This is a genomic window from Nocardia halotolerans, assembly GCF_042650145.1.
GTDB lineage: Bacteria > Actinomycetota > Actinomycetes > Mycobacteriales > Mycobacteriaceae > Nocardia > Nocardia halotolerans.
In genome coordinates this window covers 152,391-176,625 of the sequence record NZ_JBHSDL010000030.1, presented here as the reverse complement: position 1 = coordinate 176,625, position 24,235 = coordinate 152,391, and the positions used below count along the sequence as shown (strand labels likewise).

At 68.2% G+C, this 24,235-nt stretch carries 22 protein-coding genes and 1 pseudogene; 10 read left to right on the top strand and 13 right to left on the bottom strand.

Features of this window, described 5'->3' with window-relative positions; translation table 11 throughout:
- The first annotated feature begins 61 nt into the window (after positions 1–61).
- Entirely contained in the window at positions 62–724 is a 663-nt protein-coding gene (phoU, locus tag ACFO5K_RS24230; protein ID WP_378567463.1) for a phosphate signaling complex protein PhoU, read from the top strand.
- Positions 725–779: 55 nt separating this feature from the next.
- Here the strand turns inward: phoU and pstB are convergent, their stop codons facing one another.
- The 6 genes from pstB to ACFO5K_RS24200 all read right to left on the bottom strand — a co-directional run bounded on the left by pstB (position 780) and on the right by ACFO5K_RS24200 (position 6,768).
- A complete protein-coding gene (pstB, locus tag ACFO5K_RS24225; RefSeq protein WP_378567460.1) occupies positions 780–1,556 on the bottom strand; it encodes a phosphate ABC transporter ATP-binding protein PstB in 777 nt (258 codons plus the stop codon).
- 19 nt (positions 1,557–1,575) lie between these two features.
- Positions 1,576–2,481, bottom strand: coding sequence for a phosphate ABC transporter permease PstA (gene pstA / locus ACFO5K_RS24220; RefSeq protein ID WP_378567457.1), 906 nt, complete (start codon positions 2,479–2,481; stop codon positions 1,576–1,578).
- Positions 2,481–3,452: a phosphate ABC transporter permease subunit PstC gene (gene pstC, locus ACFO5K_RS24215; RefSeq protein ID WP_378567454.1), complete on the bottom strand. Its 972-nt coding sequence runs from the start codon at positions 3,450–3,452 to the stop codon at positions 2,481–2,483. Before pstC ends, pstA begins: the two co-directional genes overlap by 1 nt.
- Positions 3,453–3,544: 92 nt before the next feature.
- A complete protein-coding gene (gene pstS / locus ACFO5K_RS24210) occupies positions 3,545–4,657 on the bottom strand; it encodes a phosphate ABC transporter substrate-binding protein PstS (RefSeq protein ID WP_378567451.1) in 1,113 nt (370 codons plus the stop codon).
- Positions 4,658–4,905: 248 nt separating this feature from the next.
- Positions 4,906–5,850, bottom strand: a complete 945-nt coding sequence (gene mshD / locus ACFO5K_RS24205; protein ID WP_378567448.1) for a mycothiol synthase — start codon at positions 5,848–5,850, stop codon at positions 4,906–4,908.
- A 162-nt stretch (positions 5,851–6,012) separates the two neighbouring features.
- Positions 6,013–6,768: a winged helix-turn-helix transcriptional regulator gene (locus tag ACFO5K_RS24200; RefSeq protein ID WP_378567445.1), complete on the bottom strand. Its 756-nt coding sequence runs from the start codon at positions 6,766–6,768 to the stop codon at positions 6,013–6,015.
- A gap of 185 nt (positions 6,769–6,953) precedes the next feature.
- On the opposite strand from ACFO5K_RS24200, the gene ACFO5K_RS24195 reads away from it, so the two are divergent.
- The 5 genes from ACFO5K_RS24195 (at position 6,954) to ACFO5K_RS24175 (ending at position 10,624) form a co-directional block, all read left to right on the top strand.
- Complete coding sequence (locus ACFO5K_RS24195; protein ID WP_378567442.1) at positions 6,954–7,802, top strand: LmeA family phospholipid-binding protein; 849 nt, start codon at positions 6,954–6,956, stop codon at positions 7,800–7,802.
- Positions 7,799–8,233, top strand: coding sequence for a thioredoxin family protein (locus ACFO5K_RS24190; RefSeq protein WP_378567439.1), 435 nt, complete (start codon positions 7,799–7,801; stop codon positions 8,231–8,233). Before ACFO5K_RS24195 ends, ACFO5K_RS24190 begins: the two co-directional genes overlap by 4 nt.
- A 375-nt stretch (positions 8,234–8,608) precedes the next feature.
- The gene (locus tag ACFO5K_RS24185; protein ID WP_378567436.1) at positions 8,609–9,442 is read left to right on the top strand and encodes a sulfurtransferase; all 834 of its coding nucleotides are present in this window, start codon (positions 8,609–8,611) and stop codon (positions 9,440–9,442) included.
- A gap of 5 nt (positions 9,443–9,447) precedes the next feature.
- Entirely contained in the window at positions 9,448–9,753 is a 306-nt protein-coding gene (locus tag ACFO5K_RS24180) for a DUF1416 domain-containing protein (RefSeq protein ID WP_378567433.1), read from the top strand.
- A gap of 178 nt (positions 9,754–9,931) precedes the next feature.
- On the top strand, positions 9,932–10,624 hold the full coding sequence (locus ACFO5K_RS24175) for an FABP family protein (protein WP_378567430.1): 693 nt from the start codon (positions 9,932–9,934) through the stop codon (positions 10,622–10,624).
- Between the two features lie 42 nt (positions 10,625–10,666).
- Here the strand turns inward: ACFO5K_RS24175 and ACFO5K_RS24170 are convergent, their stop codons facing one another.
- The 6 genes and pseudogenes from ACFO5K_RS24170 to ACFO5K_RS24145 form a co-directional block, all read right to left on the bottom strand.
- Positions 10,667–11,275: a Uma2 family endonuclease gene (locus tag ACFO5K_RS24170; RefSeq protein ID WP_378567427.1), complete on the bottom strand. Its 609-nt coding sequence runs from the start codon at positions 11,273–11,275 to the stop codon at positions 10,667–10,669.
- Between the two features lie 382 nt (positions 11,276–11,657).
- Positions 11,658–13,418 carry a thiol reductant ABC exporter subunit CydC gene (gene cydC, locus ACFO5K_RS24165; protein ID WP_378568301.1) on the bottom strand — a complete coding sequence of 587 codons (1,761 nt, stop codon included), beginning with the start codon at positions 13,416–13,418 and terminating at the stop codon, positions 11,658–11,660.
- A gap of 638 nt (positions 13,419–14,056) precedes the next feature.
- Positions 14,057–15,952: pseudogene (locus tag ACFO5K_RS24160) on the bottom strand (ABC transporter ATP-binding protein/permease); the annotation flags it as partial.
- Positions 15,953–15,960: 8 nt separating this feature from the next.
- Positions 15,961–16,989 (bottom strand): cytochrome d ubiquinol oxidase subunit II, encoded by a 1,029-nt coding sequence (gene cydB, locus ACFO5K_RS24155; protein WP_378567424.1) that lies wholly within the window; start codon positions 16,987–16,989, stop codon positions 15,961–15,963.
- A gap of 9 nt (positions 16,990–16,998) precedes the next feature.
- Complete coding sequence (locus ACFO5K_RS24150; RefSeq protein ID WP_378567421.1) at positions 16,999–18,456, bottom strand: cytochrome ubiquinol oxidase subunit I; 1,458 nt, start codon at positions 18,454–18,456, stop codon at positions 16,999–17,001.
- Positions 18,457–18,600: 144 nt separating this feature from the next.
- Positions 18,601–19,506, bottom strand: a complete 906-nt coding sequence (locus ACFO5K_RS24145) for an aminodeoxychorismate lyase (RefSeq protein WP_378567418.1) — start codon at positions 19,504–19,506, stop codon at positions 18,601–18,603.
- A gap of 122 nt (positions 19,507–19,628) precedes the next feature.
- Here ACFO5K_RS24145 and ygfZ point away from each other — a divergent pair, with 122 nt between their 5' ends.
- The 4 genes from ygfZ (at position 19,629) to ACFO5K_RS24125 (ending at position 22,794) form a co-directional block, all read left to right on the top strand.
- The gene (ygfZ, locus tag ACFO5K_RS24140; RefSeq protein ID WP_378567415.1) at positions 19,629–20,744 is read left to right on the top strand and encodes a CAF17-like 4Fe-4S cluster assembly/insertion protein YgfZ; all 1,116 of its coding nucleotides are present in this window, start codon (positions 19,629–19,631) and stop codon (positions 20,742–20,744) included.
- Positions 20,745–20,752: 8 nt separating this feature from the next.
- Complete coding sequence (locus tag ACFO5K_RS24135; RefSeq protein WP_378567412.1) at positions 20,753–21,412, top strand: MOSC domain-containing protein; 660 nt, start codon at positions 20,753–20,755, stop codon at positions 21,410–21,412.
- 31 nt (positions 21,413–21,443) lie between these two features.
- Complete coding sequence (locus ACFO5K_RS24130; protein WP_378567409.1) at positions 21,444–22,394, top strand: asparaginase; 951 nt, start codon at positions 21,444–21,446, stop codon at positions 22,392–22,394.
- A 175-nt stretch (positions 22,395–22,569) separates the two neighbouring features.
- Complete coding sequence (locus tag ACFO5K_RS24125) at positions 22,570–22,794, top strand: DUF3073 domain-containing protein (RefSeq protein ID WP_378567407.1); 225 nt, start codon at positions 22,570–22,572, stop codon at positions 22,792–22,794.
- A 281-nt stretch (positions 22,795–23,075) separates the two neighbouring features.
- On the opposite strand, the gene purM is transcribed toward ACFO5K_RS24125, so the two are convergent.
- Positions 23,076–24,155, bottom strand: coding sequence for a phosphoribosylformylglycinamidine cyclo-ligase (purM, locus tag ACFO5K_RS24120; RefSeq protein WP_378567405.1), 1,080 nt, complete (start codon positions 24,153–24,155; stop codon positions 23,076–23,078).
- Positions 24,156–24,235 lie beyond the last annotated feature (80 nt).

Here is a 24,235-nt window from a genome sequence, read left to right as displayed (position 1 = left end):
CATGTGGCATTCACCCGGTGTTGGGTGACAGCCGTTGCGGTACCCACTAGTGTCAGCAATTATGCGTGTCATCTACAACGAGCAAATGGCCGATCTCGCCAATCTCCTGGGCGAGATGGCCGGTCTCGCCGGTCAAGCCATGGAGCAGGCCACCCAGTCGCTGCTGCAGGCCGACCTCACGCTCGCCGAGCAGGTCATCGGTGAGCAGGATCGAATCTCGGTGATGATCGCCGAAGCCGAGGAGAAGGCTTTCGCGCTGCTGGCGCTACAGGCCCCCGTGGCCGGCGATCTGCGCCAGGTGGTCAGTGCCATCCAGATCGTCGCCGACGTGAACCGGATGGGCGCGCTGGCCCTGCACGTCGCCAAGGTGACGCGTCGCCGCCACCCCAACCACGCACTGCCGGAATCGGTGAACGGCTACTTCGCCGAGATGGGCCGCATCGCGGTCAACATGGGTGCCGGCGCCAAAGAGGTGCTCGAGACCCGCGACCCCGAGCGCGCCGCCCAGCTCAACCAGGACGACGAGGCGATGGACGACCTCCACCGCCACCTGTTCACCCTCCTGATGGACCGCGAGTGGAAGTACGGCGTAGCCGCCGCCGTCGACGCCACCCTGCTGGGCCGCTACTACGAGCGCTTCGCCGACCACGCCGTCGAAATCGGCCGCCGCGTGATCTTCCTGGTCACCGGCATCCTGCCCGGCGAGGGCGAACTGGAAGGCTGACACACAGCAAGAAAGGCCCGTGCGTACGCACGGGCCTTTCTTGTGGGTTGTTCGCTTACCCGAAGCGGCCGGAGATGTAGTCCTCGGTGGCGCGCTGGGTGGGGTTGGAGAAGATCTTCTCCGTGTCGTCGATCTCGATCAGGCGACCGGGCTTGCCCTGGGACTCCAGATTGAAGAAACCGGTCTGGTCGCTCACCCGCGCGGCCTGCTGCATGTTGTGGGTGACGATGACGATCGTGAACTCCTTCTTGAGTTCGGTGATCAGGTCCTCGATCGCCAGGGTGGAGATCGGGTCCAGGGCCGAACACGGCTCGTCCATCAGCAGCACGTCGGGCGAGACCGCGATGGCGCGAGCAATACACAGACGCTGCTGCTGACCGCCGGAGAGGCTGCCGCCGGGCTTGTCGAGGCGGTCCTTGACCTCGTTCCAGAGGTTGGCGCCGCGCAGCGAGCGCTCGGCGACCTCTTCGAGCTCCTTCTTGTTGCGCACACCCTGCAACTTCAGCCCGGCCACCACGTTGTCGCGAATCGACATGGTGGGGAACGGGTTCGGCCGCTGGAACACCATGCCGATGGTGCGGCGCACCCCGACGGGGTCGATCGAGGAGCTGTAGATGTCCTCGCCGTCGAGCAGCACCGCGCCTTCGACGCGCGCGTTCGGCGTCACCTCGTGCATGCGGTTGAGCGAGCGCAGCACGGTGGACTTGCCGCAACCGGAGGGACCGATGAAGGCGGTGACGCTGCGCGGCAGGACGGTCAGGTCCACGTCCGACACGGCGTGGAAACTGCCGTAGTAGATGTTGAGATCTTTGACGTCGATCCGCTTGGCCATGGGAGTTTTCCGTTCGCTTCTATCGGTTCCGGGTGAGCATCTTGTTGACCCCGGCGGCGGCCAGGTACAGCAGCGCGATGAGCAGGATCAGCGTGAGCGCCGCACCCCACACACGGGCGCGACCGGCGGGCTCGGGGTTGGCCAGCTCCTGGTAGATCATCAGTGGCAGCGAGGCCATGTTGCCGTCGAAGATGTCCTGGTTGATCGACTTGGAGTAACCGACCAGCACCAGCACGGGCGCGGTCTCACCCATCACACGGGCCAGCGCCAGCAGCGTGCCGCTGATCATGCCGGGTGCGGCGGTGGGGATGACGATGCGCAGGATGGTCTTCCACTTGGGCACACCCAGCGCGTAGGAGGCCTCACGCAGCTCGTCGGGCACCAGCTTCAGCATTTCCTCGGTACTGCGCACCACCACGGGCAGCATCAGCAGCACCAGCGACAGCGACACCGCGAAGGAGCTCTGCGGCATGCCGAAGGTGGCGATCCACAGCGCGAAGATGAACAGCGCGGCGACGATCGAGGGCACACCGGCGAGGATGTCGACCATGAAGGTGGTGACCTTGGCCAACCGGCCGCGACCGTATTCCACCAGGTACACCGCGGCCATGATGCCCAGCGGTACCGCGATGATCGAGGCCACCGCCGCCTGCACGATGGTGCCGTAGATGGCGTGGTACACACCGCCACCGGACTGGTCGGGCAGGATGCCCTGCTGGGAGTAGAACCACCAGTCGGCGCTGAGGATCGAGCCGATGCCCTTGGTGATCACCAACCCCAGCACCCACACCAGCGGGATCAGCGCGATCACGAAGCAGGCGGTGACCACACCGGTGGCGATGTTGTTCTTGATCCGGCGGCCGGTGCTGACGTGCCGGAAGGTCGGAGCCTTGAGCGGCTTCTCGAGTGTCGTGGTGGTGGTCATCAGCCGTTCACCTTTCCGCCGGAGGTCAGGCGGGCCAGCGCGTTGACGAGGAAGGTCAGCGCGAAGAGGACGAAACCGGCGGCGATGTAGGCGCCGGTCGGCAACGGTGCGCTGAATTCGTGGGCCGCCGAGGCGATCTTGGAGGCGAAGGTGTAGCCGCCGTCGAACAGCGACCAGTCACCGCCCGTGGTCGCGGTGCGCAACACCACCAGCACGGCGATCGTCTCACCGAGCGCGCGGCCGAGACCGAGCATGGAACCGGCGATCACACCGCTGCGCCCGTAGGGCAGCACGGTCATGCGCACCACTTCCCACTTGGTGGCGCCCAGCGCCTGCGCCGCCTCGATGTGGGCGCGCGGGGTCAGCGCGAACACCTCGCGCGAGACCGAGGTGATGATCGGCAGGATCATCACCGCGAGCACGATGCCCGCGGTGAAGATCGTGCCGCCACCGCCGATCGAGACGTTGCCGTCGGCGAACAGGAAGAACCAGCCCAGATTGTCGTTGAGGAACTGCTGGACCGGCGAGATCTGCGGCGCCAGCACCAGAAAGCCCCACAGACCGAACACGATCGAGGGCACCGCGGCGAGCAGGTCGATCAGCATCGTGAACGGCTTGCCGAGCCGGGTGGGCGCGTAATGCGTGAGGAACAACGCGATGCCGACGCCGATCGGCACCGCGATGATCAGGGCGAACACCGAGCTGAGCACCGTGACCATGAACAGGTCGCGGATACCGAAGCGCAGATGGTCGGCATTACCGGTGGAGAACTCGGTACTGGTGAAGAAGTTGACCTCGTCAGCCCTGAGCGAGGGAACCGCGCGAATCAGCAGGAACAGTGCGATCAACGCGATGGCCGCGACAATGGTCGCGCCCGCTGCGGTGGCCGTCCACCGAAAGATCGTCTCGGCGTTCAGGCGGCTGACGCGACCCGCGTCAGGGGCCTTGTCGATTTTCGGTTCGGTCGGCATATTCGCAGTATCTCCGGCCGCCGGCGGGCTCGTCGAATCAGACGAGCCCGCCGCGGTCACCTCAGGGTGCATGGTCATGGCCTAGTGGGCGATCAGGAGATGGCGTCGATCGCGGCGGTCAGCTTGGTCTTGAACTTCTCCGGAATGGCGATGTAGCCGGCCTCTTCCAGACCCTCCTGGCCGTTGGTGACGGCCGAGGTCAGGAACGCCTTGACGGCCTTGGCGGTCTCGTCGTCGGCGTAGTCCGAGCACACGATCTCGTAGGTCGGCAGGATGATCGGGTACGCGCCGGCCTCGGTGGGCTTGTAGAACGAGCTCACGTCGAGGACGAGGTCGTTGCCCTCACCCTTGATCTTGGCCGAGTCGATCGCCTTGCCCGCGGTCTCGGAGGTCAGCGCCACCGGCTCGTCGGAGGCCGAGGTGACGATCTGGGCGATCGAGAGGTTCTGCGCCTTGGCGAAGGACCACTCGTTGTAGGTGATCGCGTTCGGGGTGTTCTTCACCGCGGCCGAGGTGCCCTCGTTGCCCTTGGCGCCTTCACCGACGCCACCGTTGAAGGTCTTGCCGCCGCCCTTGCCCCACGCGCCGTCGGAGGCGGCGTCGAGGTAGAGCTGGAAGTTGTCGGTGGTGCCCGACTGGTCGGAGCGGTAGATCACGGCGATCGGCTCGGCGGGCAGGTTCGCGTCCGGGTTGAGCGCCTTGATCTCGGGGGCGTCCCAGGTGGCGACTTCACCGCTGAAGACCTTGGCGGCGGTCGGGCCGTCGAGGACCAGGTCGGTCACGCCGTCGATGTTGTAGGTGATCGCGATGGGGCCGAAGACGGTGGGCAGGTTCCACGCCGGGCTGGCGCAACGCTCCTGAGCCTTGGCCGGCTCGTCCTTCTTGGCGCTGAGCGGGGAGTCCGAGCCACCCAGGTCGGTCTGGCCACCGATGAACTCGCTGACACCTGCGCCCGAGCCGCTCGAGGTGTAGTTCAGGGTGAAGCCTTCGCAGTTGGTCTGGTACGCGGCGACGAAACGGTCCATGGCGTTCTTCTGCGCCGACGACCCGCTGGCCTTGAGGGCGTCCTTGCCGCCGCACTGCACGTCACTGTTGGCGGTGAAGCCGGCGCCACTGGTGGCATTGTTGTCGCTGCCGCAGGCGGCCAGGGACATCGCACCCGCGGCGAAGACGCCGACCAAGGCACTGGTGCGCTTGAAGTTCACTTTTCCTCCGACATTGCTGGCGAAACTCGCTCGGTCCCTCACCGGCCCGGGCGAGTTGGGCGGTGCCGATCGCGCAGGACGCGAAGCACCAGGCGACTTGGTGTGCCGCCCACAAGTAACGTAGGGATACCCGGTTGACAGTTGGCCCGACGTTGGTAAACGGAGAATGAACAGCCCGGCGCGATTACGCCGGTGGTGTGATGTTCGCCGCAGTTCCACTCGCAGGTCGCCGGTCAGCAGTGCTTTGTTCAGCCACGACCGGTGACTGTGAGTTCGCTCGCAGCAGCGGCGCGAGCGTAGGCGACATCGATGTGGGCGGGGGCGAAACCCAGCTTCGTGTAGGTGCGCACGGCCGCGTGATTGTCGGCCTCGGTGTAGAGCAGCACCTCCGACAAGCCCGTGGACCGCAGGTGATGCAGCCCGGCCAGCGTGAGCAACCGGCCCAGGCCGCGCCCCTGCGCGGCCGGGTCGATGCCCACCACGTACACCTCACCGGCCGGGGCGGCGTCCGGATGCGCCTTGGTCCAGTGGAAGCCCAGCAAGCGGGTCGGATCGGTGACGTCGAAGGCGAGGAACAGACCATCGGGATCGAACCAGGACTCCGCCCGGCGAGCCGCGATATCGCGTTCGGTCCAGCCGCCCTGTTCGGGGTGCCAGGCGAAGGCGGCGTTGTTCACCCGCAGCAGCTCGGCATCGTCGCCGGGGCCCGCGTAGGTCCGCAGAACCACGTCGGCGGGCACCTCGACGGCGGGCAGCTCGGGCGTCATCAACGACCGGCGCATCTGCCACAGCTCCCGCGCTGTGCCCAGTCCCAGGCTCGCGGCGAGCGCCTTGGCGGCGGGCAGATCGCCGTGCGCCCAGACCCGCGCGTCCGGGCCGCCCTCGGCCAGTGCGGTGCGGACGAGATCGGCACCGATGCCGGCGCCGCGCGCGGACGGATCGACAGCGACCTCGGCCATCGCGGGGTGATCGTCATGCGCGGCAACCAGATTCGCGTACCCGACGAGTTCACCCGCGCGCTCGGCCAGTAGATGCTTCGCCCCGGGATCGGCCTCGCCGAGCGAGAGCACCGCCTGCTCGGAAACCGGCGCCACACCGTCGGCGGCCCGCACCCGGTCCAGCAGGGCGCCGACCCGTTCGGCGGTGGCGGGGTCGACCCGATCGCACCAGGTCAGGGTTGCGGTGTCCGACATCGGCCGGTCCTCCTCGATCCGCGCGGCGATCCGCGCCGTGGGTTGCTGCGTACGCCGTCACCGGTGTGGCGCTGTCGGACCAGTGTGGCACCGTCGGCCGGTGCGGGTGCCGGGCAGTCGACTGCTCCGGCGCGGCCGAGCAGCGCCCAGCGCGGCGGGGAACTACTGCGTCGCCCCGTTGGCCGAGGTCACCGGGGAGTCGTCGTCCTCGTCGGGGACCGGTGCGGGCTCACCTTTGGGGGCGGACGCCCGCGCCGGGCGCACCGCCTTGTAGCCGACATTGCGCACGGTGCCGATCAGCGACTCGTACTCGCTGCCCAGCTTGGCGCGCAACCGCCGCACGTGCACGTCGACGGTGCGGGTGCCACCGAAGAAGTCGTAGCCCCACACCTCCTGCAACAGCTGGGCGCGGGTGAACACCCGGCCCGCGTGCTGGGCGAGGTACTTCAGCAGCTCGAATTCCTTGTAGGTGAGGTCGAGCGGGCGACCACGCAGCCGGGCGGTGTAGGTGCCCTCGTCGATCACCAGCTCACCGAGGGTGACCTTGCCGGAGTTCTCCGGGCTCACCACTCCCCCGTTGCGGCCCACCAGCAGCCGCAGCCGGGCGTCGAGTTCGGCGGGACCGGTACCGGGCAGCAGGATGTCGTCCACACCCCAGTCCGCGTTCACCGCGACCAGGCCACCCTCGGTGAGCACCGCGACCACGGGCACCGACGAACCGGTGCTGCCCAGCAGGCGGCACAGCCCGCGCGCGGCGGCCAGGTCGGTGCGGGCGTCGACCAGCGCGACATCGGCGCTGCCCGCTTCCAGCAGTGACGACACTTCCGTCGGTGCGGGCCGCACATTGTGCGCCAGCAGCGTCAGCGAAGGCAGCACCGCATCGGGGTTCGGGTCGGAGGTCAGTAGGAGCAGCTCCATCGGGCTCTCCTCCTATCTCGTTGCTCCGCGGACGACCGCGGCCGCAGCGCCACGTCGTCGAAACACAGGTAAGTCGTGTGCAACATTAGCGCCTGAATGCCCATGACCTCGCAACACGGGCGCGCGGCGGTGTCCGCGGGGGCCCGCGACCCGCGCCGCACGCCGCCATTCAATACAGTTGGCCCATGCGCAAGCTGATCATCGGACTGCTCTGCCTGGCCGGTTCGGCGGTGGTCATCGATTTCGGCGCCGCCGCCTACTCGGAGTACCACGTGTCGCGGCAGTTGCGGGCCGGTGCCGAATTGTCGGCCGACCCCGAAGTGACCTTCCACGGATTCCCGTTCATCGCCCAGGCGCTGAGCGGGCGCTACGACAACGTGGCGATCCGGGCCCGCAGTATGCGCCCCGACATCCCGGGCGAGATCGGTATCGAGGCCACCCTCAACGGTCTGCACGCCTCGGCCGGTGAGCTGCTCGACGGCGCGGCCCGCAACGTGCAGGTCGACCGCGTCGATGCCCGCATGCGCATCGAGCCCACCGAACTGGGCCGGATCTTCGGTATCCCCGACCTGCAGGTCCACACCCGCCCGGCCGACAAATCCGACGGCACCGGCGGTTCGGGCGGGTCGGGTATGACCACCGCGGGCGCGCTGGTACTCACCGGCACCCTGCCGACCGCGCCGAACGGCCGGATCCTCGGTGCCGCCGTCACCCCCGCCGGCAGCGCGAGCAAGGGGGTGTCGGTGCAGATCCAGGCCGATCTGCTCCTGGACGGCGACCAGGTGCGCATCCAGGCCACCGGCTTCTACCACGACACCGACAACGGTCAGGCCGACTCCACCACCGCCACCGAATCCGAGATCCCCGAGGCCGATCGCGCCGCGGTGCTCGAACGGTTCAGCCGCACCATCGACACCAAAGAACTGCCGTTCGGTGTCGAACCCACCGAGGTGTCGGCGCTGGGCGGACAGATCGTCGTCGAGGGTGAGGGTCGCAGCGTGACCATCGATCTGGACCGGTTGCAGCAGCGATGATCGAAGCCGTCGTAGTCGTGCTCGTCGTGGTGGCCGCCGTCGCGGTCGCGCTGTATCTGCGTCGCAGCCGCGGCGGCGTCCGCCCGGTGACGCTCGATCCCGAGACCGCCGAGCGCGCCCGGCTGCTCGCCGCCGCCGGAGTGCCCGGCGCGGGGCCCACCGTGCTGCACTTCTCCGCCGCGGGCTGCGGTCCCTGCGACGCGGTCCGCCGGGTCGTCACGGGCGTCACCGCCGAGCTGTCGGAGTCCCCGAACGCCCCGCGTGACATCGAGATCGACATCGACGCCGAGCCCGCCCTGGCCCGCGAACTGAACGTGCTCTCGCTGCCCACCACCTTCGTCTTCGACGCCGCGGGCAAGGAAAGATTCCGCTTCTCCGGCGTGCCGAAAGCCGGGGACCTGCGCACCGCCCTCGAATCGTTGACAGTGTGACGTTGTCGACCGATCCCCGGGGCCCCTCCCCATTTCCCGCACAGACCGGGTAAACTACTTCTCGTGCAAACCGACCACGAGCTGATGCTCACCCGACGCCGCACAGTTGACCTGTGTCGCCTCGGTGGTTGTTGCTGCCTGTGCCGCTGAACGGTCGGCCTCTCTTCCGAGATTTCTGCCGCCGACCGGCGTCCGCCGCGCGAGTGATCGTTTCGATCCCCCGACGGACCCGCAGATCCCCTGATCCGTCTCAGCGCAGGAGTTCGCACCATGACAACCACTCACCTCACCCTCGGCCTGGTGCCGGCCGCTTGTCGTCGGTCACCAGCTCCGGCACCGCACTGACCCCTGCACGTCATCTCTGAAAGGAACAACATGGCTCGCTCCGATGTCCTGGTCCCCGTTGACTGGGCCGAAGAGAACCTCAACGCCCCCGGCGTCGTCTTCGTCGAGGTCGACGAGGACACCTCCGCCTACGAGGGTGGCCACATCGAAGGCGCCGTTCGCCTGGACTGGAAGACCGACCTGCAGGATCAGGTTCGTCGCGACTTCGTGAACCAGGAGCAGTTCTCCGATCTGCTGTCCGCGCGTGGCATCGGCAACGACGACACCGTCGTGCTCTACGGCGGCAACAACAACTGGTTCGCGGCCTACGCCTACTGGTACTTCAAGCTGTACGGCCACAACGATGTGAAGCTGCTCGACGGCGGCCGCAAGAAGTGGGAGCTCGACGGTCGCCCGCTCTCGACCGCGCCCGTGAACCGCCCGGCCACCCAGTACAAGGCCGCGGCCCCCGACCTGAGCATCCGCGCCTTCCGCGACGAGGTCATCGCCGCCATCGGCACCAAGAACCTGGTCGACGTGCGCAGCCCCGACGAGTTCTCCGGCAAGATCCTGGCGCCCGCGCACCTGCCGCAGGAGCAGAGCCAGCGTCCCGGCCACATCCCGAGCGCGATCAACGTGCCGTGGAGCAAGGCCGCCAACGAGGACGGCACCTTCCGTTCCGACGCGGAGCTGGCCCAGCTCTACAAGGACGCGGGCCTGGACGGCGAGAAGGAAACCATCGCCTACTGCCGCATCGGCGAGCGTTCCTCGCACACCTGGTTCGTGCTCCAGGAACTGCTCGGCCACCAGAATGTCAAGAACTACGACGGCAGCTGGACCGAATACGGTTCGCTCGTCGGTGCACCTATCGAGTTGGGAGCGTAATCAATATGTGTGCAGCACCTACCCAGGGTCAGGCCATCCCGGCCGGCGTCGATGTGGAGAAGGAAACGGTCATCACCGGCCGTGTCCTGAGCACCGACGGCCAGCCCGTCGGCGGCGCGTTCGTGCGTCTGCTCGACGGCAACGGTGACTTCACCGCCGAGGTCGTCGCTTCCGGCACCGGTGACTTCCGCTTCTTCGCCGCGCCGGGTTCGTGGACCCTGCGCGCGCTGTCGGCGTCGGGCAACGGTTCGGCCGAGGTTCGCCCCGAAGGCGCCGGCCTCCACTCCGTGGACGTCGCGGTCGCCAAGTAAAAGCTCACAACGGCCCCGGTGGTTCCTGTGCGGGAACCACCGGGGCCGTTTGTGTGCGCGCCGCGCGCAGTAGCTAGAATTCAGGCGTGGTCCTCTTCTTCGAGATACTCCTCATCGCCGTGTCGATCCTCATCGGCTGGTTCGGCCTGTACGTCTTCTACCGGCTCTTCACCGAGTCATGAGCGGGCTCGCGAGCGAAGGTTCCGATCCGGCCGAGCGAGCGAGTACTGAGCAAGGCGCCGCGGCCGAGCGTCGAAGCGGCGACGAAGCGGTGAACATCGCCGCCGAACGGGCGAAAGAAACCGGGGTCCGAAACATTTCAGTCCTCGAGGGTCTTCCGCTGCCCGAAGACACCGCGAACCTGCGTGAAGGCCCCGACCTGAACCACGCCATGCTGGCCCTGCTGCCCATGGTGGGTGTGTGGCGCGGCGAAGGCGAAGGCCACCATCCGACCGACGGCGACTACCGCTTCGGTCAGCAGGTCATCGTCTCTCACGACGGCGGCGACTACCTGGTCTGGGAATCGCAGACCTGGAAGCTCGACACCGAAGGCAATTACGAGCGCCCCGACCTGCGCGAAAGCGGGTACTGGCGGGTCGGCACCGACGCCGACGAGGAAACGCTCGAACTGCTGCTCACCCACAGCTCCGGTGTGATCGAACTCTTCTACGGCACCGCCCGCAGTCAGTCGTCCTGGGAGCTGGCCACCGACGTGGTGATCCGCAGCCAGTCCGGCGCGGTCGTCGGCGGCGCCAAGCGTCTCTACGGCATCGTCGAAGGCGGGGACCTGGCCTATGTCGAGGAGCGCGTCGACGCCGACGGCGCCCTCGTGCCGCGTTTGTCGGCGCGGTTGCAGCGCTACATCGGGTAGCTCGGCCGTGGCCGTCCGGCCTTCACCACGATGGCCGGACGTTCACCGCTTGCGTCGGCACACCGCAGTAAGGTCGAGGTCGATCGGGAACGGCACCAACGTGGTCAATCGCTCGTGGAAGATCCCGACCAGCGCGTAGCTCTGGGTCTCGAGGTCGAGTTGGTAGGTGTAGACGATCGCGTCGTCGTCGCGGCGCTCCACCCGCCAGTAGTGCTGGATTCCCGCCTTCGCGTACTTGAGAGGTTTGGTTTCTCGATCCCGATCCGCTGACTCGGGCGAGACAGCCTCGACCGCGAGCAGAACATCGTCTGCCCGGTAGTACGTCGACGCGGGTTCGCGATCGTATGCCTCGGCGGTCACAACAACCACGTCGGGCTCGGGCATTTGATACTTGCCCAGGCGCACGGCCATCTCGTGGATTGCCCGGAATTCTTGCGGTGCTTGCTCATCGAGTTCCCGCTCGAACAGCGAAATGACCCTGCTGTGCCATTGCGCCTGCGGACTCACGAAAACCAATCCCCCATCGATCAGTTCGGTATGCTCTGGCAAGCCTGGCAGTGCGAGGTACTGCTCGACCGTGAACCCCCCTGCAGGCGGACGCATCCAGTCCGGCACCGGCTCTACCTCGTCAGGTAGCGGCTCTGCATTCATTCTCATATCGTAGCCTTCGAGCAGGCTGTCGAGCAGCGTGTTTTCGCCCGGAACGGAGCGACCCCCGAGCCATACCGCCGCGTTCTCGGGGAACGTGGTGGTCCCGGTTGGATCTGCCGGGAGCTCGGGGGTCGGGTAACTGCCTGGGATTCGCTCAGCGCACCGCTGGGGAACTTCCACAGGGGTGCTGCTAGCGGGCAGCCACCTCACGCATCCGATGAACATACATTCTTCAGACCACCTCCTCTCTTGTGTACCGACGAATCTAGCGGTGCGCCGCGAGGCCGGCAATTGATTTTCGCGCAGAGCTGACCTGGGCGAACACGGCCCGGATCGCCGATCTCGGCGCCCAGAAGTGCGAAGCCGTTGTCGGTGCGGGTGACTACTGCTCATGCACGCCGGCGGCACCGAGGGCTTCGGCCCGGCCGGTGGCATCGACCGTGACGACGGTGTCCGCGCGGTGGCCGACCGGGAGCTGGTGGGTGACGACCACGACCGTGCGACCGGGGTCGACCAGACCGCTGTCACGGTCGAGCAGGTTGCGCAGGAGTTGTGCGCCTTCGGCGGCGTCCAGGTGTTCGGTGGGTTCGTCGAGCAGCAGCGTGCCGGCGGGGGCGACGAGGGCGCGGGCGAGGAGCAGGCGGCGGCGCTGACCGCCCGAGACGGCGGCGGCGCCCGCGGTCAAGGCGGTGTGCACCCCGTCCGGCAGGGTGTCGAGCCAGGCGCCCAGACCGACTGCGCGCAAGGCGTCCTCGGCGCCGTCGGCGGTCAGGTCGCCACGCGCCACCCGCAGGTTCTCCAGGATCGAGGTGCCGAACAGGTGCGCGTCCTCGGCGAAGAAGGTGACACCGTCGCGCGGGGTGTCGAACAGTCCCGCCCAGCTCATCAGCAATGTCGTCTTGCCCGCACCGCTCGGACCGACGACGGCGATACGCCGACCCCGCGGCATCGGGATGAGCCCGGCAGGTGCCGCGCTGGGGAAGACGGCCGCTCTCCCGTCGGGAGTGCCCTTGCCGGCCGGTTCTCCCGGAGCTTCCGGTAAGTCTTCAGGAGGGGATGCGGTGCGGAGGCGGTGGAGGGCCGCGCGGGCGGTAGTGAGGGTGGTGGCCGCGGCGGGGAGGGCACCCACGGCTTCGAAGGCGGAGAGCGGGACCAGGACGAGGATGGTCAGGGCCATCGGGCTCATGCCGCCTGGGAGGCCGCCGGTGGGTCCGTAGGCGGCGATGCCGACGAGCAGGGCGCCGAAGGTGCTGATGCCGATGGACAGGGGTGTGGCCGCGGCAGCCCAGGCGCTGCGCGAGGCGGCCGAGTCCTCGGCTGCGACCGCCCGGCGGGCGGCCTTGTCCGCCTCGGCGAGCGCCGCGTCCAGCCGTCCCGCGACCCGCAGTTCGGCCGCGTGATCGAGCACGGTGAGCGACTCCGCGGTGAAGTCGGCGCGGTCACGGCGCACCGCCCGCTCCGCGTCGCGGGCCGCCACCGCCGACAACCAGGGCGCGAGAACCCCGGAAACGCCCAGCGCGACAGCCAGAATCACCGCGGCGGACACCGAGATGATCGCGATCAGCCCGACCGCCGCCAACGACAGCACCACCGCCACGGCAATGGGCACGAACGCTCGAACCACCACTGCACCGAGATCGTCGATATCGGCCCCGATGCGCACCAGCACATCGCCACGCCGCAACGCCCCCGCCGAACCCGGCCGCCCACCAGCGGTGTCGCCGGCACGATCCGCAGCGCCCTGGCCGACTCCCCGCACCTCGGCGGCACGACCCGTGACCCCTGACCCAACGCCCGGGCCGGTCGCCGACTCCGCGGGCTGCGATCCGCGCCGGTCACTCCACCACCAGATGTCCGATCGGGCCAGCGCGCGATACACCGTGGTCCGCGCGGTCGTCATCGCGCGCAATGCCACATCGTGGGTGGCGAGCCGTTCCAGGTACCGGCACAGCCCACGTGAGATCCCGAGCGCCCGCACCGCCACCACCGCGACGCTGAGATCGAGCACCGGCGGCATCTGCCAGGCCCGCGCGATCAACCACGCCGCCAACGCCGCCAACGCGAGCCCACTCCCCAGCGCCACCACGCCCCACGCCACCGCCACCAGCACCCGCCACGGCGACAAGGCGAGCAGCCGCCACATCTCCCGCAGATCCGCGATCACGCGCCCCACCCCCGTCCCACACCATCACCGAGCCGCCCGCCTTTGCGCACTCCCACCCGCGGCTCACAATCAACGTCCGGCACCGAATCGCCCTCATCGGACGACTCACGGCTGGGCGCCAAGCCGCCAGGGAAACTACCTCCGGCCTCCGCCCGCTCACCAGCTTCTCGACCCTGTGGGGGTCCACTCGCCCGCGACCCACGATCAGCGCCCGACACGGAACCGCCTTCATCGGAAGCCGACTCACCATCGAGCGCACCTCTGTCAGCGGAACTACCGCCGGCTTCGATCCGCTCCCTACGTTCCCGCGCCTGTGCGGGTCCAGCCGCCCTCGGCCCACGATCAGCGCCCGACGCGGAACTGCCCTCATCGGACGACTCACGTTCGGGGGCAGAACCGCCAACGAAGCTACCTCCGGCCTCCGCCCGCTCACGGACTTCCCGGCCTCGTGCGGGCCCACTCGCCTCCGGCGCACGATCAGCGGCCGACACGAGACCGCCTTCGTCGGAGGCGGACTCACCATCGAGCGCACATCCGGCAGGGGAACTACCGCCGACTTCGATCCGCTCACTACCTTCCCGGTCTTGCCCGGGTTCGGCGGGCGAGGGTGGGGTGGAGGCGACGACCTCGACGATCACATCCGCCGCTGCCAGCACGGTGGGGCGGTGGCCGATGACGACAACGGTCGCGCCTTCCGCCGCGAGTTCGCGCAGGCTGGTGAGTACGCGTTGTTCACTGGCGGGGTCCAGGTGGGCGGTGGGTTCGTCGAGGAGCAGGATCGGGCGGCGGGCGGCCAGGACTCGGGTGAGGGCGAGGCGTTGGCGTTGGCCGAGGGACAAGCCGGTGCCGCCTTGACCGACCACGGTGTTCCAGCGGTCCGGGAGCGCGGCGAGGACAGTGTCGAATCCGGTTGCCTCGCCGGCTTTTTCGAGATCGGCGAGCACGTCGGCTGTCTGCGCGCCGAGCAGTTCGACATTCTCGCGTAGCGTGCCCGGCACCAGGACCGGCCGCTGCGGCAGCCAGGCGATGCGCTCCCACCATGTCTCGGAGTCCAGTTCGCGGACATCGGTTCCGTCGACGAGCACGGCACCACCGTCGGGCTCGATCAAACCCAGAATCGCCTGCAACGTGGTGGATTTCCCGCAACCGTTCGGCCCGGTCAGCACTGTGACCGCCCCGGGGCGCAGCACGGCGGTCAGCCGGTCCGGCGCGGCACCGCTCCGCGCGGCGACGGTGAGCCCGCGCAGCGTGATCTCCGCACCGGCCCGAGCAACCGAGCGCGAGCCTTCGGTGTCAGCACCGCTGGGCCCGGTCAGCTCCGCACCGCCCGATCCATGAGCTCCGCGCACCGAACCGGCATTCGCTCCGCCCACCGGCTCGAGTCGGTCCACACCAATCGGTGCCGGCGCAGGGTCACGTCGCACCGCCCCGCCCGCCGGCTTGCCCACCGCTCCGTCCGCCGACTCGCCCACTGTTCCACCCGCCGACTCGCCCACCGTCCCGCCCGCCGGCTCCAGCACGGCGAACGCCTTGTCCGCCGCCGCCATCCCGTCCTGGGCGGCATGGAACTTCTCCCCCACCTGCCGCAACGGCCAGTACACCTCCGGCGCCAGAATCAACGCCACCAGTCCGGCGTACAAACTCATCTCGCCGTACACCAGCCGCAATCCGATCGTCACCGCGATCAGCGCGACGCTCAGGGTCGCCAGGCTCTCCAGCACCATCGAGGAGAGAAACGCCATCCGCAGCGCCCGCATGGTCCGGTGCCGCAGCGAATCACCGAGGGCTTGTACCTGATTCGCCATGCTGGGGGCCGTACCGCCCTCGCGGCCGAGCGCACGAAGGGTCGGCATGCCGGCGAACAGGTCGAGGATCTGGTCGGACAGGCGGGTGGTGGCGGCCAGTGTGGCTTCGGCGCGCCCTTGGGTGAGCAGGCCGATGAGCACCATGAACACCGGGATCAGGGGCACGGTGATCACCGCGATCAGGGCCGAGGTGGGGTCGTGGAACGCGATGACCACCAGCACGATCGGCGGCACCAGGCAGGCCAGCAAGAGGGCGGGCAGGTAGCCGGTGAACCAGCCGCGCAGTCCGCTGAGCCCGTTACCGACGACGACCGCGATCTCGGTGCGCCGCGCGTCGAGTTCCCGGGGTGTGAGCTCCGCACCGGCACGCAACACCGCTGTCTCGAGTTCGGCGACCACGGTGCTGCCCGCGCGATGCGCCAACCGGGCCTGCCACCAGCTCGCGATCCCGCGCACCGCCACGGCGAGCGCGAGGACCACCAATTCCGTCGTCCACATGCCGAACTCGCGCAGGGCTGGATCGGTGATGACCCCGGCGAGCACGCGTCCGAGCACCACCGCCATCACGATGATCGTCACCGTGATCACCAGCGCCAGCCCGATGGCGATCAGCAGGTACGGCCGCGCCGAGCGGGCGTGGCGCCACAGGCGTGGGTCGACCGGCGGGCGCCGGCGGGCGGGTCCGGCCGGTGGTGAGGGCGCCGACATCACCGGGCTCAGCCCTTGCGATTCAGCGGCAATCCCACCGGCGCCGGGATGTGTTCGACCCGGATGCGCTGGCGGAACACCCAATACGTCCACCCCTGATAGAGCACCACCACCGGTGCGGCGAACGCGGCCGCCCAGCTCATCACCTTCAGCGTGTACGGGGAGGACGAGGCGTTGTCGATGGTGAGGTCGAAGTCGGGGCTGATGGTGGAGGGCAGCACGTTCGGGTACATCGAGCCGACGATCAGCACTGTCGCCGCGATCACGGTGAGGGCGGTGCCGACGAAGGCCCAGCCGTCGCGTCCGGCGGCGGTGGCGCCGCCGGCGACGAGTAGCCCGGCCACCGCCGCACCGAGCGCGATCCAGGTCCAGCCGCTGCCGTAGGCGAGCTGGGTCCACAGCCCGAAGGCGCCGACCACCAGCACGGTGGGCGCGAGCAGCATTCGCGCGGCTCGTTGGGCGTCGTCGCGGATCTCGCCGCCGGTCTTGAGTGTCACGAAGATCGCACCGTGCAGCGCGAACAGGATGCCGGTCGCCAGCCCGCCGAGCAGCGCGTACGGGCTGAGCAGATCCAGCACCGATCCGACGATCTGTTTGCGTTCGTTCAACGGCACTCCACGCACCAGGTTGGCGAACACCCAGCCCCACGCCAGCGCCGGCACCCAGGAACCGATCCCGATGCCCATATCGCACCAGAAACGCCACTTCGGGTCGTCGATCTTGGCGCGATACTCGATCGCGCAGATCCGCAGGATCAACGCCACCAGCAACAGCAACAACGCCAGATAGAACCCCGAGAACAAACTCGCGTACCACTCCGGAAACGCCGCGAACATCGCCCCACCAGCGGTGATCAACCACACCTCGTTGCCGTCCCACACCGGCCCGATCGTGTTGAGCACCGCCCGCCTGCGCGCATCCGAACCCCGACCCAGAATCGGCATCAACATACCGACCCCGAAATCGAAACCCTCCAGCACGAAATAACCGGTGAAAAGGACGCCGATCAGAATGAACCAGAACAGCTGCAAACTCATCGCCGGCTCCTAGTACGCGAAAGACAGTTGTTCGACACGGGGCTTATCTGTTGTGTCGCCGACGGGTGCGGGCTCATCTGGCCCCACAACGACATAGCGGCGCATCAGGTAGCACCAGACCACCGCAAGCACACCGTAGAGCAGTGTGAACACGATCAGCGAGAACACGACCGTGCCCGGCGAGTGTTCGGATACCGCCTGCTGCACGGTCATCCGGATATTCGGGTCACCGGTCGGATTGGGGACCACCGCCCACGGCTGGCGGCCCATCTCGGTGAACACCCAACCGGAGATATTGGCCAGGAACGGCGTGGGAATGGCGAGCAGGCTCAGCCAGGAGAACCAGCGCTGGTCCGGCACCCGGCCGCGGCGCGTCACCCACAGTCCGGCGAAGACCAGCAGCATCGACCCGGCTGCCAAACCGATCATGGCGCGAAACGACCAGTAGGTGACGAAAAGATTCGGCCGGTAATCGCCCACCCCGTATTGCTCGTTGTAGGACTTCTGCAGGTCCACCACACCTTCGAGGGTGACGCCGGAGAAGGCGCCTTCGGCGAGGAACGGCAGCACATAGGGCACTTCGAGGACGTGGATCACGCCGTCGCAATTGTTGTGTGTACCGACGGTGAGTACGGAGAATTCCGGGTCTGTTTCGGTGTGACACAACGATTCGGCCGAGGCCATCTTCATCGGCTGCTGCTCGAACATCAGCTTGCCCTGCACGTCACCGCTGAAGACCAGCCCGATACCGGCGAGCACCACCACCACCAGCGATGCCCGCGCCACCGGACGCCAGATCGTGCGTGCCTGTGCCATTTTCGCGGCGTCACCGCTACGTGCGTTGCGCACCATCCACCAGCCGGCGATGCCGGCGACGAAAGTGCCCGCGGTGAGGAATGATCCGGCCACCACATGCGGGAAGGCGGCGAGGGTGGTGTTGTTGGTGAGCATCGCCCAGATGCTTTCCAGTTCGGCGCGCCCGGTTTCGGGGTTGTAGCGCGCACCGACCGGGTGCTGCATGAACGAATTCGCGGCGATGATGAAATAGGCCGACGCGTTCACTCCGATGGCGACCATCCAGATCGTGGCCAGGTGCACGAGTTTCGGCAGCCGGGTCCAGCCGAATATCCACAGCCCGATGAAGGTCGACTCCATGAAGAAGGCGATCAGGGCTTCCAATGCCAGTGGTGCGCCGAAGACGTCGCCGATGAAGCGGGAGTACTCGCTCCAGTTCATCCCGAACTGGAATTCCTGCACGATGCCGGTGGCCACGCCGATGGCGAAGTTGATCAGGAACAGTTTGCCGAAGAATTTGGTGAGCCGGTACCACTTCTCGTCGCCGGTGACCACCCAGGCGGTCTGCATCATGGCGATCAGCGGCGCCAGACCGATGGTCAGCGGGACGAAGATGAAGTGATAGACGGTGGTGATGCCGAATTGCCACCGGGAAACATCCAGCGTGTCCATCCGACCCTCCACCCACTACTACGACGACTTGTAGTAGATCGTACGTCCGCGAAGGCCCTGCGGAAGGGTGATAACCACCACCCCGGTTCCGGCCGAATTACGAAAAGCCCGCAGGGGCACGCCCACCCGTGCCCCGCGCGCGGCTCACCAGTCGCCGATGGTCCCCGGCCGGTCGATGCCGAGGTCGACCATGTCGATGATCTCCTGGGCGTTGTCGGGCGCCGACAGGCGCACACCGTCGAGCTGATTCACCCGCGCGGCCAACGTGATGCTCGACAGCAGCCAGATGCTGTCACAGTCGAACAGGTCGGCGGTGAACAGCGACTGGTACTTGCACTCCCAGCCCTTCTTCTCCGCCACCGTGAACAGCGAACGCTGGGTGACACCCGGCAGCACGCCGATCTTCGCCGGCGGGGTGATGAGCTGCTTGCCGCGCGCGATCACCACCGTCGACCGTGGCCCCTCGAGCACCCGGTGTTCGGTGCTGTGGAAGATCACGTCCTCGGCGCCCATCCGCCGCGCGAACCGCAGCGCGGCCATATTGGTCGCGTACGACAGCGTCTTCGCGCCGAGCAGCTGCCACGGCGCCGCCTGGGCCAGGTCGACCGAGATACCGCGAGCCAGCGACATCACCTTCACGCCCTCGGCGCGCGCCTGGGCCACCCGGGCGGGGACCGGGGAGACGAGCACGTACGCCGTGGGGGCCGGGTCGGGCGAGGCCGGACCCGAGCGCGGCGCGTCGAATTCCGAGTCCCGGCCGCGGCTGTAGATCAGGCGCAGCATCCCTTCCTCTTCCGAACCCCACTCCTCGACCGCCACCTCGACCGCGGCGCGCCACTTCGACAGCCCCGGCTCCGGCAGCTCCAGTGCCTGGGCCGAGCGGCGCAGCCTGGCCAGGTGGAATTCCAGCGCGGTGGCCACTCCGCCGCGCACCAATATCGTCTCGAAGACACCGTCGCCGCGCAGCGCTCCGATGTCGTCGGCATAAAGCGACGGCGCGTTCGCGTCAGCGACCGCGCCGTCCAGTGTCACAAGAACCCGTTCTCCCATGTGCCGAGCGTAGGCGTTATCGCTCTGTTATGCCTACGCCTGCGGGGAATCCGACCCCCGGCGAAGGCGCCGCACCCGCCCGCCTTCTGCACTTGTCGGCAGACGCGCCTACAGTGGGTGCTGTGTCGGTGGTCGTCGCCCCAAGTCCTGTTCTCCACACTCCGGGTGCCGTTGCGGGCATCCCCGGCTCCCCGGATGCCGCCGTCGCCTGGCATTACGGTGACCCGTTCGGCGAGCAGAAAGCCGCCGCGCAGCGCGTGGCGCTGGTGGATCGATCCCATCGCAGCGTCGCCCGGATCACCGGCGCCGAGCGCCTGAGCTGGTTGCACACCATCACCAGCCAGCACATCGCCGCGCTGCCCGACGGGCACAGCGCCGAGAATCTCGACCTCGATCTCAACGGCCGCGTGCAGCACCACTTCGTGCTCACCGATCTCGACGGCACCGTCTGGCTCGACACCGAAGCCGACCGCGGCGCCGAGCTGCTGCCGTTCCTGCAGAAGATGGTCTTCTGGGCCGATGCCAAACCCGAGCCCGCCCCCGATCACGCCGTGCTGAGCCTGCTGGGCCCGCAGGCGGCCACGCTGGTCGACGCGCTGGGCATCGACGCCCTGCCCGAGACCTACGCCGCCGTCGCCCTGCCCGGTGGTGGCTTCCTGCGCCGGATGCCGTGGCCCAGCGCCGACTCCTTCGATCTGATCGTGCCCCGCGCCGAGCTCACCACCTGGTGGCGCAAGCTCACCGAGGCGGGCGCCGAACCGGCCGGTATGTGGGCCTTCGAAGCGTTGCGGGTGGCCGCCCTGCGCCCCCGGATCGGCGTCGACACCGACGAACGCACCATCCCGCACGAGGTCCGCTGGATCGGTGGCGTCGACGAGCACGGCGCCGTGCACCTGGACAAGGGCTGCTACCGCGGGCAGGAAACCGTGGCCCGCGTGCACAACCTGGGCAAACCGCCGCGCACCCTGATGCTGCTGCACCTGGACGGCTCCGCCGACGAACGGCCCGCGACCGGCGACGAGGTCACCGCCGGTGGCCGCAAGGTGGGCCGGCTCGGCACCGTGGTCGACCACTTCGAGCTCGGCCCGATCGCGCTCGCGCTGGTGAAGCGTTCGGTCCCGGTCGACACCGAACTGGTGGTCGGCGCCGTGGCCGCCGCCATCGATCCCGATTCGCTGCCCGCCGATGACGGCGTGCAGGCCGGCCGCGCCGCCGTCGACCGCCTGCGTGGTCGATGAGCCCGCTCATGCGTGTCGGTGACACGGGCCGTGTCGACGCCGTCTGCGTCGTGCACGCCGAGCTCGAGGTGCGCACCAAGATCGGCCGCACCGCCATCGACAAACGCCCGGTCGATGGTCGCGTCGCGGTCGGCGTACTCGGTGTCGACGGCGACCATGTGTGCAACACCGCCTATCACGGCGGCCGCGATCAGGCCGTGTACGCCTACGCCGCCGAGGACGCCCGCCGCTGGGCCACCGAACTCGATCGCGACCTGCCCCCGGGCTGGTTCGGCGAGAACCTGCGCGTGACCGGCCTGCCGCTCAGCGACGCGGTACTCGGCGCGCGCTGCGCGATCGGCGACACCCTGCTGGAGGTGAGCGCACCCCGCGTCCCGTGCGCGACCTTCCAGCAGTGGACCGGCGAACCGCGCTGGGTGAAACGCTTCGCCCTGCAAGCCGACACCGGCGTCTACTTCCGGGTACTCACCGAGGGCAGCATCGCCGCGGGCGACGAGGTGCGGGTGGTGCACGTGCCCGAACACGGCATCACCGTGCGTGACGTGTTCACCGGCGCCGATCCCGCGCGGCTGGCCCGGCTGCGGGTGGAGGAACCGACCATCTCCGCTGAGATCCACCGCCAGATCGACCGGCACACCAAGTCCCGGACCCAGGACGTCCGCGGATGAGTGGTCGCCGAGTAACCCGGAGGGAGACAGCGTGAGCGTCGAACTGGTCGAGGTGGTCCGCTCCGGGTTCCGCGAGTGTGTGCACCGCGGCTCGGTGGTGGTGCTCGACGCCACCGGCGCCCCCGAGCTCGAACTCGGCGAGGTGCACAACCCGATCTTCCCGCGTTCGACCAACAAACCGATGCAGGCACTGGCCCTGCTGCACAGCGGTTTCGACCCGGTCGACGACGCCGAGCTGGCCATCGCCACCGCCTCGCACTTCGGCGAACCCGACCACATCGCCCTGGTCCAGCGGCTGCTCGACCGCTACGGATTCACCGCCGCCGACCTCGCCTGCCCACCGGACCTGCCCTTCGCGGACCGGGCCCGCGCCGATGCGCTCACCGGCGCCGGTCCGAGCACGCTGTACATGAACTGTTCGGGCAAACACGCGGCGATGCTGGCCACCTGTGTGATCAACGACTGGCCACGAACCGGGTACCTCGAGATCGAACACCCGCTACAGCAACAGGTGCTGGCCACGATCGCCGAAGTCACCGGCGAACCGGAGACCGATCTGGGCATCGACGGCTGCGGCCTGCCGATCGTGCCCGTCTCGCTGATCAACCTCGCGCGCGCCTTCGCCGGCTTCACCACGGCCGAGCCCGGCACCGCGCCGCGCCGGATCGCCGATGCCGTTCGCGCCGATCCGCGAGTGATTTCGGGCACCAACGGGCCCGACCTACTGGCCATGTCGACCACGCCCGGACTGTTCTGCAAGATCGGCGCCGACGGCGTGCACGCGGGTGCGTTGCCCGACGGCCGGGCCTTCGCGTACAAGATCGATGACGGCCATGACCGGGCACGAATGCCGCTGACGCTGGCGATTCTGCGTCGTCTCGGGGTGGAGTGGACCGATGCGCACACCGATCTCGCGGCCACCGGGGTGCTCGGTGGTGACACCCGAGTGGGGGTGATCCGCGCGATCCCGGGCGTCATCTGAGACCGGTCGGTCTTGGCGAAGAAGGGGCAAACCACACCCATTCGGTAGGTGTTCGACCACTCCTGGGAGCGCGACTGCCTGACACACGCTAAAGTGTCTGTCAGGAAGAGTATTAATTCGAACGGGGCCGCCAACAAACCCCAGGCCGCCCCGCAGTGACGCGAGGGGGTCAGCCATGGGCCGTGGCCGGGCTAAGGCAAAGCAGACCAAAGTCGCACGTGAGCTCAAGTACAGCTCCGCGCCGACCGACTTCGCGAGCCTTCAGCGCGAGCTTGCGGATAGCACGCCGCTCTATTCTCAGCCGAGAAGGAGCGGAGCGATATCCGACGAGCACGACGCAGACGAGTCGCCGTCGCGCTGGAACAGCGAGGACGACGACTACGACAGCTGGCGTCGCTGATCGAACTCGGCTGAAGGGGGAGGCTACAACGGCCTCCCCCTTCAGGCGTGCTCCGGAAAGCGCTCCAGGCTCGCAGTAGTACGGCGAACATCCGAATAAACGACGAGCGTCCTGTGCACACACAGGACGCTCGTCGTATTCGCCGCCTCCGTGCCCCGACGACACCGAGCCGGCAGCTCGTCCCCCCTCTACTGAGGGGTAGCCGATCCAGCGCCCGAGCAAACCCCGACAGACCGATGAGCCGGGCCGCAGTTGCGGCCCGGCTCATCGTCAACAGCAGATCAGAACCTGGGGTGATCACCCAGCAGCACCGCGCGCGGTGCCTCGACATCGGCGGCCTTCTTGACCTGGCCCAGCGTCCAGCAATCGATGTGGCGGGCGGTGAGCACCGCCAGCGCCCGATCGGCGTCCTCGGGCGCCACGATGGCGACCATGCCGACGCCCATGTTGAACGTCTTCTCCATCTCCACCCGCTCGACGCGCCCGCGCTGGGCGATCATCTTGAACACCGGCGCCGGGTTCCAGGTGCCACGGTCGAGCTCGGCGACCAGACCGGCCGGCAGCACGCGCGCCAGGTTGGCGGCCAGACCGCCACCGGTGACGTGGGAGAAGGTCCGCACATCGGTTTCGGCGATCAGCGCCAGGCAGTCCTTGGCGTAGATGCGGGTGGGTTCGAGCAGTTCCTCACCGAGGGTGCGGCCGAACTCCTCGACGTAACCGGTGAGCGACATGCGGTCGATGTCGAGCAGCACCTTGCGCGCCAGGCTGTAACCGTTGGAGTGCAGACCCGAGGAACCCATGGCGATCACCACGTCGCCCGGGCGCACCCGGTCGGGACCGAGCAGCGCGTCGGCCTCGACGACACCCACGCCGGTGGCGGACAGGTCGTAGTCGTCGGGGTCCATCAGACCCGGGTGCTCGGCGGTCTCGCCACCCAGCAGCGCGCAGCCGGCCTTGATGCAGCCCTCGGCGATGCCGGAGACCAGCTCGGCGACCTTCTCCGGGACGACCTTGCCGATGGCGATGTAGTCCTGCAGGAACAGCGGCTCGGCGCCGCACACCACCAGGTCGTCGACGACCATGGCCACCAGGTCCAGGCCCACGGTGTCGTGCTTGTCGAGCGCCTGGGCGACGGCGATCTTGGTGCCCACACCGTCGGTGGAGGAAGCCAGCAGCGGCTCCCGGTACCCGCCCTTGAGCGCGAACAGACCGGCGAATCCGCCGATGCCGCCCTGCACCTCGGGCCGGCTGGCCTTCTTCGCCAATGGTCCGAACAATTCGACGGCGCGGTCACCGGCTTCGATGCTCACGCCTGCCGCGGCGTAGGAAGCGCCTGCACCGCTGGGTGTCTGTTCAGTCATTGTGGGGGAAAGCTCCAAACCGAATCGGCGGATAGATGCCTAGTAACTCTAGGCGATCGGCCCGCCCCGCTGTTGTGCGG